The organism is Marinobacter adhaerens HP15 (assembly GCF_000166295.1).
In the GTDB taxonomy this organism is placed as follows: Bacteria; Pseudomonadota; Gammaproteobacteria; order Pseudomonadales; family Oleiphilaceae; genus Marinobacter; species Marinobacter adhaerens.
Genome location: NC_017507.1, coordinates 117,363 through 130,437, shown reverse-complemented (window position 1 = coordinate 130,437; position 13,075 = coordinate 117,363). Strand labels below are relative to the sequence as shown.

Below are 13,075 nucleotides of genomic sequence, written 5' to 3'. Positions count from 1 at the left end.
GGTTGCACGTTATGTCGACAACCAATCCGAGGGTAAAGTCTAAAGAGCATGTATATGATTCTCTAATTGTGGGCGCGGGTATTTCCGGCTTGTGTGCTGCAATCAAGATGAAAAAAAACGGGTACACAGATTTTAAAATTATAGAAAAGGCGGAGCGTGTTGGAGGTACCTGGCGAGACAACACTTACCCGGGTTGTGGTTGTGATGTGCCTTCGTCTCTCTATTCTTTTTCATTTGCGCCGAGTAGTAAATGGAGCCATTTGTTCGCTCGCCAGCCGGAAATTTTGAGTTACCTGGAAGAAGTGGGTAAAGACTACGGTATTAGTGAGCTGATCGACTTTGGTACTGAATTAGAAAACGCACAATGGAATGAGGAGGAAGGGTTATGGGTTATCGATACGCTGGTTGGTGAACGACGCGAAATAACTTACGCGCGAACAGTCGTGTTCGCTACCGGTCCTATTACTGAACCTCAGATTCCAGCCCTACCGGGCCTTGAGACGTTTGAGGGAGAAATGTTCCACTCGGCCAATTGGAATCACGAGTACGATTTAACCAACAAACGGGTTGCGGTTATTGGTACTGGTGCATCGGCGATTCAGTTTGTCCCTCAAATCCAGCCGAAGGTAAAAAAACTGCACGTGTTCCAGCGCACGGCGCCCTGGGTTTTGCCTAAACCTGATCTGGATTTAGGAGATGCCAGTAAAAAAGTTATCGGTAGATTTCCAGCCATTCAGCGGACCTGGCGTAAAAGTGTGGCTCAGACCTTGAATGTGATTAATTTTGGTTTGCGCAACCCCGCGGCCTTGAAGCCAGTTAGCAACGCTGCGAAGCAACTACTTCGCGTTCAAATTAAAGACAAGGAGCTGCGAAAAGCGGTTACGCCAAACTTTACCCTTGGTTGTAAACGCATCCTATTTTCCAATAACTATTATCCGGCTTTGCAAGCCGACAACGTGAATCTGATTCCGCATGGACTCGTTGGCGTAGAGGGTAACAGTGTTATTGGCGCCAATGGTGAACGCCATGAAGTTGATGCGATCATTTGGGGCACAGGTTTTGAGGTATCTCATCCGCCGATAGGCCGAAAGGTCTTTAACACTAAGGGGCAACGGTTATCTGATCTGTGGAAGGATAGTTCACCAGAAGCGTATTTGGGGACAGCGTTGAAGGACGTACCAAACGCATTTCTGGTTTTAGGGCCTAACGTCTTGGTTTATGATTCGTTCATTCGGCTCGCCGAAGCTCAACTTGATTACATTATTGATGGCCTGAAAAAAATTAAAAGAGAAGGGCTTAGGCGGGTCGTCATTAAGCCCTCTGTCTTGCAGAAACACAATGAGCGAGTTCAGGAGAACCTTAAATCCACTGTCTTTAATAGTGGTGGTTGTCAAAGTTACTACCTCGACCAAAACGGTCGGAATTTTGCGGCTTGGCCTTGGTCACTCCGGGTGTTGCAACGACGTCTGCGGAGTTTTAACCTCGCCGACTACGAGGTCATTCGAAAGGTGAATTCGAAGCAAGATGCAGCTTAACACCTCCTTAAATGGAATAGTTCTTTCCCTTGGAACTTGCGGCTGCTCTGCTTCCAGTCCGCATTGTTGAAAACTTAAGCATTTTCTGACCCCTCACAACCCCTTCCTCGACGGAGGGGGTTCATCCTGCTGGTTAACTGAATCTCGAGAATAATGAGTGCGCCGGCAATTGGCGAAACTGACGGTGAACCCTGGAAGCAGGTCAATGATAGGTTGAGCGTTTTTTGATCCACTATCTGCAAAGTACAAGATAGATGCAAATACACGATAATAAAAAGGATCAACCTGATGCTCCGTTATTATATTTTTGCGGTAGTTCTGTTGGGTCTTGCAGGCTGTGGTGGCGATAGCGGGCCAATGCAGACACTTGACGACGGCCTTAACCATAATTCTCCTACTGACAACAACGGAAATGGCCAGCAGGATCCTGATGCAGCAATGGAAGAGGGCGCAGAGATGCCGGCCTTAGGCGAAATGCGTGCTGGACGGAGCTTTGAAACGGATCAGCGGGACAGTGACCGGGATGGCATAGCAGGTTTGGATCCAATTATTTCTGATGCGCCTCCAACCTGTGCTCGGCCCGCGTTCAACGTTGACGACGGACCTGCTTGTACTTCTGTAGGCACCAACGCATATTACGAAGAATCAGGCGACACTTGGATAGATGCACAGGTTTTTATTCCACCTCATCGCGATGGTGAAACCTTACCCGTTATCCTTCACAGCCATGGTTGGGGTGGCAGTAAGAAGTCTGAATTGGATGCGCTCCCAGACTGTGAGAATCCACAGGCCTATGATTGTCCGATTGCGGAGGGAGACGGCCTACTAGCAATGTTCGGCCAGCTAGACTCATTGCTCAGTGATCTCTACCGAAAAGGCTACATTATCGTCTCGTTTAGTCAGAGAGGATGGGGTGAAAGTGAGGGCGATGTGATGGTGATGAATTCCTATCACGAGACACGGGATGCCCAAGCAGTTATCGACTGGATTGCACGCCAGGCAAGTCAAGGTCATCTCCCCGTCGCAATTGATGAAACTGGCGATTTTACACTGGGTCTCATGGGTGGTTCCTATGGAGGTGGCTTCCAGCTTGCTCTTGCGGCGATTGACGAACGCGTCGACACGATTGTACCTGTTGGAACCTGGCATTCGCTTGAGCAGGCAATTCTACCGAACGGAGGTGTGAAAGGCGGATGGGGAAATCTGTTGTGCTTACTTTCAACGGGGCGGCCTCGGCATCCTTTTTTAGCGAACGCTTGCGGTGCCCTGACTGCACCCTTTATCCGACAAGCAGATATTCTCAACCCCTCAGGTAACTTATTAGAATTTGTCAGACAGAACGGGTTGAGCTTTTTCGCGGATCTGCAACTTGCCGAGCAGCCGTATCTGGCTGGCGAAAAGCCGTTTGAACTGCGTCCCGTGGATGCCTTTTTAGTTCAGGGAACTCGTGACGTTCTATTTAATGCTCAGGCTGCGTTTGACAATTACAGATATCTCCGTGTGGCTGGGGGCGATGTTCGTCTGATGACGAATCAGTCGGGGCACATGAATCCTCTGGCCAGCCAGATAGATGGAGCAACATCCTGTGGCAACGTGGATATGTTTGACTCCATTCGCCGGTGGCTTGACGTCAAACTACGGGGTGCAGATGAAGATGTACTTGAGGAGATCCCTCGCCTGTGCTTGTCGCTTGACGATGATCGAGGTGTCATTTTGGATGCGATACCGGGAGAGTCGAGCCGCACGGATTTACAAATGAACGTCGATAGAGCTTGGAGACCGTTCGATATTCGGATCGGGAATTTACGGGGGCCCCAAAAATGTGAGGTAGTTTATGAGGTGCCGTCTGACACAACCCAGGTATTGGCTGGTATTCCAAGACTCAGGGATTTTTCAGTACAGGGCGGAATTGTAGGAGGCGGCGGGGCTGCTTATCTTGGATTGTGTTTACAACGTGGTGGTCAAACTTTGTTAATCGATGACATGCTCACTACTTTCGCGCCTCAGTTCAGATCGTTCTCTGAGTTGGTTGGAGTCGGTGAGGTTCTGAAAGCGGGGGACAAAGTAGGGATTATGGCCTTCAAAGCACAGGAACAAATGAACTTTTTGACGACCGCCACGCTTGGTCAGGTCTCAGAACTTTTGCTTGACACGATTGTTCCAGGGCAGGGCCTTGAGGAAACTCTCTTAGGTGATGTATTGGATCCGCTCCAGTCATTGCTTAGTGCTGTCAATACAAACGCATACACGGTTCGAGGTGAAATAAGACTGCCCATATTTGCGGCTGAAGCGGCGAGTTATAGGACAGGAGCCGAGCCTCCTTTTTCAGAGCAAGTCGACCGATTTAATCAGTTTCCGTTGCAGTAGCGGGCTGGCAGTTCGATGTTTTGCGCAGGGTATGGGCGATGCATCGCCTCATTATTTCGAAGTTCATTGATGAGTATCGCTCATTGGCGGGAGGCTAGTTAGGTTGTCGTATCAATATCGTTAAGTGTTATCCGAAGAGCACCCGTGTCAATCGTGATAGGAAAGTGTAGATGAAAATTTGGCTGGTTTTGGTGGTGCTATTTGGGATCGCCGGTTGTGGTGGCTCTGAATCCAGTGGTGAAACCACGAACAATGAGAGCGATGCCACTGAGCCGGTCATTGGCGAGAAAGAGCCTGAAACTGAGCGTCCGCAGTCCAATCGGCTGCTGCCTACGACACCAGTGGATCTCGACATTCGCTGTGATAATGCACCTGCGGGTAGCAAAGTATGGACGGAGTGCGAAACGACAAACTTTGCCAGAACCTTAGAGGCGCCGGTTGAGCAACTTTTGACCCCATTTTTGCGGCGATTTGTCGACCAATCATTGATCAATCTTGGTGAATTTGCCGAAAGATCAATTGCAGATCCCTCGTGGCTGCTATCGTTGTCGTTGAACGAGTCGCTGTTCCCTCTATCACTGACTCTAAATTCTCCCGTAACTCCATTATGCGCGACATACGGATTGCCTTGCACCGGTGACCCTTTCCGTTATAGGGAGGCGGAAGGTCCTGATGGGCGACTTTTCTATGAGACCGAGGCTGATGTTACGGATGTGGTTTTCTATGACCGCCAGTGCGCCCGTTTGTCAGGTAAGATGTGGATACCAAAGGGGGCAAGTGCGAACAACAAGGTTCCAACGATCGTGATAACGAACGGGTCCGTTCAAGCTCCTCAAACAGCGTATACATGGGCTGCTCAGGAACTAGTGAGGGCTGGGTATGCTGTACTAACCTATGACCCTCGCGGTCAGGGACGGTCAGATCTTTTCACACCGCTTTTGCAGCAGGGGGGTAATTTAAACCCCAGGGTGTTTTGGGAAGGTCAGGTAGACGCGATCGATTTTTTTCGCTCAACGCCTGACAAACCATACCCACACCAAGAATCGTGCGAGGAGAGCGGAGCTGCATCGGCCCTAGCATTTAATCCTGAATGGTTTCGGTTTGATCACTCGCGATTAGGGATTGCAGGACATTCATTGGGCGCTATCGGTGTATCTGTTGTCCAAGGGTACGGAGCTTCGGGGGCTGAACCTTGGCCTGGTTTGATTGATGAAGAGAATCCAGTTGATGCGGTCGTTGCTTGGGACAGTTTGATCACGCCGTCTGGTGATGGACTGACGACGGCCTCAAATTTGCAATTACCCGCCCCGCTTTACGACGTGCTGCTTCTGGCAATCACACAGGGTACGCTGCCGAACTTCGCACCTCGAGTACCCGCGATGTCTTTTTTTGCTGACTACGGGTTTGCGCCGCTCCCTTATTTGACGCCCCCAGACCCTGAGGGTGGCAAGGTGGCCTTTAACGCTTGGCGCTCTGCTGGTGTTCCCGTCTATGCGCTGGGCTTTCAAGGAACTACTCATTTCGACTTTTCTTTACTCCCGTTGTTTCCAGCATCCTCATGGTGCCCGGATGTAGCAGCAAAGGCCTGTGTTGGCGGGTGGGGACGACCTTCGATTACTCACTATACTGTGGCTTGGTTTGATCGTTGGCTAAAGGAGCCTGAAGAGGCGGGCTATGCGAATGCTGATTTCCGACTCATTGATGATGCTCGAATTGGCGGAGCAGATCGTATGAGTTTCCATTATCAGTCTGCGCGTTCGTATCCAGATCGTTCTGGTGTGCAACAGGAATGTGGGAATATCCGAGCAGGCTGTCTTGAATAATTGGGTTATTAGACCGAGTGAACAATGTCAGAAACGCCAACGGATCTGAGTAATTTTCCGAGATTGCGAGACTTTCAAGATCAAAAACGAATTCGAGATACGGGAATTCAATGGCTCGCACTTTTGGTGGGTCTGGTTTTAATGCCCGTACTGATTGCTCTGAACTACAGTGAAGTGGATTTTATTCGCGAGGCACCGTTTGCGTTTGGAGCTGCTCTCTTGTTACTGGCTGCGGCAATTATGGTCGTCGTGTTGTCCGCTCAGAACCTATCTCAAATGCAGCGCCAAAATCTTCAGGCGTATGTTGTACGTTTGGATGAGGCGTCGACTGAAAGACTACTTTTTGCGTTCCGGAAAAGCCATTTATTCTCTGATAGCGAAATCACAGCAATTGTTGGGCTTTTGGATCGTCGTATGCCTGGATGGAGGGGATAAACGAGTTAGAGCTCACGTTCTAATAGGTTCTTTGTGTGATCAAACAAAGTCGATGATCCCTTCTGAAACCGCTTTTCTTACACAGGCCATTCTAGAACCGACGCCGAGGATACTGTAAATGTCCTTTAGGTATGATTTCAGGGTATTGAGGTTTATCGACAGTTCGTCGGAGATTTCGTGATTGGTTCGTCCTTCTGATAACAAGACCAAAATCTCAACGTAGCGTGGTGAAAATTGGTACTTTGTTTCTGGCATTAAGAGAGAACGTTCAAGCTTTGAAACTTGACGAGCAATGGCAGGGTAGCAGTATCGATTACCAGTGAGAACTTGTCTGGCTGCTTGATAAAACTCTTCAACGGATTGTGATTTGGATACGAAACCATCGATGCCCTGAATAAACGCTTTGGCGATACTGGCGGGGCGATGATGGGCCGAACACAGTAATACTGAAGGTAAGTTCTTGCCGCAGATTACTTTAAGCTGACCTAAGAGACCCAACCCTGATTCGTCCGCAAGCTCGAGATCAAGGATGATCAAATCGACGAGGTGCGACATCAAAAAGTCGGAAGCACCCCTTAGATCGTGCCTGGCTGTTACCAAAAACCCTGGGTCATGGCTGCGCAGAGCTACTGACAAGCTGTCTGCAAAAAGGGCATGATCATCGATTAGTAAAACGCGAATGTTTTCTTTGTGTAGTATTGTGTCCACGTTTCTTTCACTGTCGAAATGGTGGCTTCTGCAGCCCTAAATTGATTGTACGCGAATTGAGACAACCGACCAGGCGGTCGGTTGTCCTTTTTAAGCCTTAAACAGCTACCGCTGGAGGCTCATTTGGATCTGTCGGTTTTGGCTGAATGACGGGCTCGTTCGGATCTGGTTGGGGTGCAGAACCATCCGGATCCGGAGTCTCAAACTCTGGAACATCAAAGAAAATGAATTGTCCCGGGGTAGACGCGCTCATGCACAACCCTTCAGAGTCGGAGACAAACGTGAGGGCGCCCAAGCAATCCATACCAACCTGACCGAGGCTCTCAAATCGCGTTGTTGCAGGTGACGCATCGCCTGTTGGCTGAGCATCCCGACCATCGAAGGAGGCAAGTCCTTTTGCATTGGGCTCACTGGCATCATGCACTGCGATAAAGCGGGTCGTTCCCGGCAGTTGCTGGAGTGAAGATAGCTCCATATCGTCTGGGTCAACTCCTGTGAAGACGTTGTCATCCTGGTCAACAATGGGTCCGTCTGACCCCACATTCGTGCGGCCGAGTTTTCCATCAGTTTCGTTGGGATCGCGAACGGTCACCAGCGGTACCAGGCCATCGAATACAGCGAGCTCCACCGAATCCACAAGGAATTGATCGCTTCCGTCATTCTGAGTTGAAGGACCGCTAAACACAAGGTCCCGATCACCGTTACGGATAGTTACCACTACAGAGTCGTCATCCCAACTGTAAACGACTCCTGGCTCAAAATACGCCTGCGACCGCTGTTGAATATTTTGGTTTGAGGACGAGCTCTGGGTGGTATCAATACCCGCACCGGAAACCAAAACCGCAAAGTCGGTTTCACCAAAATTCACTTCGTCATTAACAGCAACGGATAAGTCGTTACAGTCGGTGAGAGCTTGCTGCAGCTCAACACCTTGACCCGGCACGAAACCCCGATAAACAATTTGTGCAAACTCTGCCGGGCTGCTTGGACCAGGTTGAGTTAACTCCTCGCCTTCCAACACACTCGTGTTCGCGAGATCGTCGTCTCGATATGCGACCAGGCCAACAATTTCCGGTGCAGCGGCTGCGTCGAGTGTGTTTTCTGCCGGATAGCAAGCGACAACCAGATTGTCTTTCGGTCTGACGCCATCCACCTCATCGCCAGTTATGACGGTGATTGCATCAAGGCCGCCCACACGCTTTCCGTCCAGCTCCTGAACCACTTCAAACTCATTTGAGCCTTCCGCAGCACGCAAGATTACGGAGTCAAAAGTTGGCTCCACTGCGCTCTCGACTCGGAAAACGCCGACGACAGGCCGGGTATCAACCCGCGAAGCGTATACCACCCCGTCAACGGCCGTGAGGCCAGTGTATTCAGAGCGGCCGGGAATAAAACCTGGGTCGAGGATGAATTGACCACCGATATCCACGCCGCCATCGTTGTCGCCAGCGTCATCTGCTGGGGCGGGGGCGTTGTTTGATGAACCGTTACAGCCGACTAAGAGAGAGCCACTGATCAGCGCAATTGACGCTGCGAGAATCATTTTTTGCATATTAACTTCCTAATTTATTGGTGGTGGGCGGAGCATTAGTGCCGGGCATAACGTTCGCCCGGTATTCCTCCGCCCTGTGTCTGTTAGTCGAAGAGACTAGAAGCAGCTCCGGGATTGATATCCTTGAGGAGAATCGTGCCCTGTTCTGTACCATCGGACACCCATGGCTCAAAGCCCTGACTGCCATCATTTGCAAAAAAGAAGTACTTGCCTTCGAGCGATCCCGTGACAGTTGGCGGCACCTGGTACGCAATCGGAATCAGCGGAGAAGGTACGGAGTCTGCGCCAGCCGTCTGGTCGTTGATATCTTTGACTAGCTGGGTTCCCGGGTTGTTACCGTCGGTTTTCCAGAGCTCGATGCCGAAATCAGCGCCGCCAGAACCCTCGGCTGTTGCTGTGAAGAAGACCGTGCCGTCCACATCCACTAGGTTAAAAGCTAGAGAAAAGGAATTTGCTCTACCCGTCGGGCCGCGCAGAGCTCCACCGATCCCTGTCGAGCCGCCAGTGTTACCCACGTAGAAAAGATACGGATCCACTCCAGAGTCGCGCCTTTCCACAGGCATAAACACACCTAGTGAGGTGCCTGTTAGATTTTGTTGATAAGGACGGCTGCCCTCTCTGGTAGTGAGGTTAGTCACTGTACTGCCGTCATACTCGAAAATATGCAGACCAGCAGTCGAGTCCGCCACGAAATACACCTTGCCGTTGCTGGCCACCACATTCTGGGTGATATCCAGCCTTACTGTGTTGCCGCCATCATCGAACGAAATTTCCTTGATAACGCCATTCCGATCAAGCTCGTAAAGACGGGTTTCTGCATCGAGTACATTGAAGCGTCCGGTAAACAGAAGCTTGCCGTTGTAGCCCAGCCAATCACCATCTTCAATGAGTTCCGGATATTTCGCCAGCGAACTGTTCGGGTCGTTAGTCGTGTCGTTGTTGGTCGCGATCTTCGCCGTCCCGGCTAACGTACCATCAGTGAAGTAGATATCGCCGGCAGCTCTATCAAAAAAGAACAAACCGTCATCCACAGAAGTCAAAGACGTTGGAGACGTGTTGCTTGTTGGGCTTCCATTGATATTTGACGACAGCACTTGTTTATTTCCGGAAACGGGGTCGTAAACCACCAGCTCGCGGCCAAAGCCATCGACCACTGCATTCATAAACAATTTTCCAGCCGCCGGCACCATATTGTGTGGCTGACCATTGCCATTGGGATAGATATCCGCCACACGCTCCGTGCCCGCGCCGGTTCCGTCAGTGGCCCAGAGTTCCACATCGCCATTGCTATCTTTGCCCGCGAAGTAGAACGTGCCGTCCAGCTCCGCCATGTAACCGCTGCCAAAACGCCCAACTTCAAAACCGTTGCCGTTGTCATCGACAATTTTGATCGTACCGTCAGGGGTACCGTCGGTTTTATACAGAAACTCGCTCGGGGCTGCAGCGAGGGCTGTGACCCCTCTTGGCTGTACCACTGAACCACCACTATCTGACGCTGCAAAAACCAAAATTCCGCTATCAGAATTATTTCCGTCGTTTCCGTCATCGTCGGCGGTGGGAGGAGTATCAGTGACCGGGTTATTGTTTGATGAACCATTACAGCCCACTAAGACTGAACCACTCAGTAGCGCAATCGCCAAGGCAAGAGTATTTTTGTCCATGTTTCCTTCCTGTAGAAATCGAGTGTAAACAGAAGCTATGTGGTATTGATCTCGTCGCATGGCATTAAACTCTGTTTCCCTAGCCTGTCGCCCCCCTCCTTTGAGTGAGTAATGTAACAAAATGTAACGGCTCGATACCATCGTAGGAACTATCCTAAGCCAACGTTACTCGCATCATCAGATATTCTGAGTATTGGCTATCAAGTTTTGCAGTCAGACATGTGTGCGAGAGGCTTGTACAGTGGCGCCGTGGTTAAAATTGGCTTAAAATGTCAATTAAAAGATAACCTGGAGTTTTGCTGTTGCTTTTAATCCTTATTTCTTTGTGAAAACGATTATGAAAGTTTTAATTTTATATGCTGTTTACAAATAATGAGGGAATGATTTGAATAATGTTAATCGTTGTCAGGTAAACGAGCCGAGTAAAACCCGTTCCGTCTATGATGATGCAGAATCTGAAGCGGCCAAGTTTGAAAGTGACTATGCCGATTTACTAAACGCAGCGGATCAAAAGGCTCTTTTGGCTGTGCCAACCGATTGGGAAAATCTGCAACAGTTGGCGCTTCCAATATTGGATATGTCGGAACTGGATTCTCTCGGTAGCGTTGAGTGTAAGCGTCGGTGTCAAGCAGTACTCGGAAATATTCAGCACGCATATCGACTTATTCGCGATCAGGCGCAGGTTGTTCGCGACTGTGTTGTGAAGGACGCGCGCTTAGGACACAAGGCAATGATGGCTCGACCTGTTCATCAGACTGGGTCTCACGCCCGAATGAGCATTCTGAACGCCATATCTAATTGGCACTATGCGGATGGTCAGGATGAAAAGGAGACCTTGCTATACATGGGGGCGATTTCTGGGAGCCGCTCTACACTTAAGGCAGTTATCGAACTGAACAAAAGGAAGACGGAATTTGGAGCTTGGCTTCAACATTTAAAAAGTGCTTTGGGGCAAGAGAGCGGTAAGGAAGAATTGGCAAAACTCTACGCTGTTTTAATGCCAGAGGCACCGCTGAATATTCGACGGAAAGTCGCGGGCAATATGGTGCGGGAGCTGTTGCATAAACGGCTTAATATTCGACAACTGACTCGACAAATTCCGGTTGTAAGCGTAAATCCTGATAAAATTAGTTGGCGGTGGTCGGTGACACCATCGACATTAAAAATCAAAAAAAATGAACTTATTCAGTTACTGGGCAAAAGAAATGATGCTGCAGCTCATCACGATTTAAAGATCCTCGCAAATGAGAAGGCTGAAGTTTACAGCTGGCGAAAGGGAGAAACCTACGACAGTCGCATTTCAGTGTTCTGCGCAACGGCGTTTGCTAAGCAGGATCCTCTTAACCCCATTCTCAAAAACAAAAGCCTGGGAATCAAAAGCCGTTTGCCTGTATTTTACTACGCTGAACATCCGCGTGAGCAGATACCAACTTTCCAAATTGCTTCAGACGATGAATTGCGTTACCAACGTTCGACGAAAATTGAACGGGACCCTTTTCTAATTTCTTTGCCAATTCATCGTTACGTTGCAGACCAATCTGCTTGAGCATCAGTATGTTTAGCTAATTTCAGATGGCACGTTTGCGGCCTGAGGAACGACGTTTACGTTGATCAGCATTGACATAAATTTGCTCAGTAAATCCTGCGCTCGAGTGACCGAGCTCTTCGGAGATGTGTCGTATATTCGCTCCACCCTCGATGGCTTGGCTAGCACCGGTGTGCCTTAAATAATGAGTCTCTGAGGCTATCGCTGCAAGTTGGCTTGCCTCGTCGAGGAAGCCATCCGCTGTCATTTGTTGAACCGCCAGCATAATGCCCTCTTCGCAGATGCGCTGAATCTGCCGCGAACCTAATCCTCCGCCACGCCTTGATGGAAGGATTGCACCGTGTTCTCCAGGTAACGGAAGGGGAGAGGGACACCCGATATGGGAACGCCATCGTTTTATATATGGGATATACTCATCTGGACATGTTATTGAGCGCTTTTTGTCACCTTTACCTAACGTGGTGTATACCCAGAATTCTTCTCCATGTTGTACCTGTTGCTTGAAATCCGAAAATACGGGCAGTCGAATTTGGCCATCAATGAATCGAACGGATAACTCACTGATTCGTAGGAACAAGGTTTTCATTGTTATTATGATGAATAAATGGCGTTCAAAATACGAATTCACGTTCGCGGACTGTTCTAGTGTGTTCCGTATGTAAGACCATTGCCAATCGGTGTAGCGACGGACAGTATTTTCTTGTTGATTGAGAACGGTACTTGGTTTTGCCCGAGTGTTTCGGCGACGAACCTCTAGGAATGGATCTCCCGAGATAATCTGATGTTGGCGTAGGAACCGAAAATAACTCGTTAAGGCCGTTCTTGATGACTGTAAGCTGACTGAACTTGCTTCGTATCGTTTGGCTTTTGATCGCTGATTTGTGAACGGTCTCCAGCGAGGGTTGATTGCTCGGCTTCCTTGGTTGTTTTGAAATCCCGAAAAAATGCTCGGCGCGACCCATGAAGCTGGAGGCGTTTTTAAAAATTTGAAGTAGCTGGTGACAACTTGTGAGTCGACGTGAACAAGCGTGCGCTCTGAAACTACCCACAGGTAGTTCAAAAATCTTTGAACTTCGCTTCGAAATCGATTGTAGGTTCCCGGGACTGCTGAGTAATCACTGAGATATTGGAGACTTACTTCCAAATCCCGAAGCGCTTGCTCGGAATTAACAGATAGACTCCCAATGGCATTGCGCACTGCGGGATAACCACCCTCCTGAATTTGGCGATCCAGGTGAGATGCAGCGTCAATAATGGGGAAACCCTTAAAATTTGTCATTGTTAGGTATCTTGCTGGCTAGAATCGTTAACTCGAACTTTTCGAGGACGAAGAGTAATCAGGTTATGCGGCAGTATAGCGAGAGAAATCCCTATGTCAAATACTGATAGGTATTTGACATAAGCAGTCGAGCCCCTCATTTGTCTTTGGGATGTTCTCTCGGTGAAAG

9 protein-coding genes are annotated in these 13,075 nt (G+C 49.4%); 5 read left to right on the top strand and 4 right to left on the bottom strand.

Annotated elements, in window-relative coordinates:
- The first annotated feature begins 11 nt into the window (after positions 1-11).
- From HP15_RS21410 to HP15_RS21395, 4 genes are all read left to right on the top strand, one after another.
- Positions 12-1,535 carry a flavin-containing monooxygenase gene (locus HP15_RS21410; protein WP_014579412.1) on the top strand — a complete coding sequence of 508 codons (1,524 nt, stop codon included), beginning with the start codon at positions 12-14 and terminating at the stop codon, positions 1,533-1,535.
- Between the two features lie 288 nt (positions 1,536-1,823).
- Positions 1,824-3,902 carry a CocE/NonD family hydrolase gene (locus tag HP15_RS21405; RefSeq protein WP_014579410.1) on the top strand — a complete coding sequence of 693 codons (2,079 nt, stop codon included), beginning with the start codon at positions 1,824-1,826 and terminating at the stop codon, positions 3,900-3,902.
- A 170-nt stretch (positions 3,903-4,072) separates the two neighbouring features.
- Complete coding sequence (locus HP15_RS21400; protein ID WP_014579409.1) at positions 4,073-5,725, top strand: alpha/beta hydrolase family protein; 1,653 nt, start codon at positions 4,073-4,075, stop codon at positions 5,723-5,725.
- Positions 5,726-5,749: 24 nt separating this feature from the next.
- Positions 5,750-6,160 carry a hypothetical protein gene (locus HP15_RS21395; protein ID WP_014579408.1) on the top strand — a complete coding sequence of 137 codons (411 nt, stop codon included), beginning with the start codon at positions 5,750-5,752 and terminating at the stop codon, positions 6,158-6,160.
- A 39-nt stretch (positions 6,161-6,199) separates the two neighbouring features.
- Here HP15_RS21395 and HP15_RS21800 read toward each other — a convergent pair whose 3' ends face one another.
- The 3 genes from HP15_RS21800 to HP15_RS21380 form a co-directional block, all read right to left on the bottom strand.
- Positions 6,200-6,868 (bottom strand): response regulator transcription factor, encoded by a 669-nt coding sequence (locus tag HP15_RS21800; protein WP_014579407.1) that lies wholly within the window; start codon positions 6,866-6,868, stop codon positions 6,200-6,202.
- Between the two features lie 97 nt (positions 6,869-6,965).
- Positions 6,966-8,420, bottom strand: coding sequence for a hypothetical protein (locus HP15_RS21385; RefSeq protein ID WP_014579406.1), 1,455 nt, complete (start codon positions 8,418-8,420; stop codon positions 6,966-6,968).
- 83 nt (positions 8,421-8,503) lie between these two features.
- Positions 8,504-10,081, bottom strand: coding sequence for a hyalin (locus HP15_RS21380; protein ID WP_041646807.1), 1,578 nt, complete (start codon positions 10,079-10,081; stop codon positions 8,504-8,506).
- A 385-nt stretch (positions 10,082-10,466) separates the two neighbouring features.
- Between HP15_RS21380 and HP15_RS21375 the strand changes: the two genes are divergently transcribed.
- Entirely contained in the window at positions 10,467-11,627 is a 1,161-nt protein-coding gene (locus tag HP15_RS21375; RefSeq protein ID WP_014579404.1) for a hypothetical protein, read from the top strand.
- A gap of 22 nt (positions 11,628-11,649) precedes the next feature.
- On the opposite strand, the gene HP15_RS21370 is transcribed toward HP15_RS21375, so the two are convergent.
- Entirely contained in the window at positions 11,650-12,906 is a 1,257-nt protein-coding gene (locus HP15_RS21370; protein ID WP_014579403.1) for a tyrosine-type recombinase/integrase, read from the bottom strand.
- Positions 12,907-13,075 lie beyond the last annotated feature (169 nt).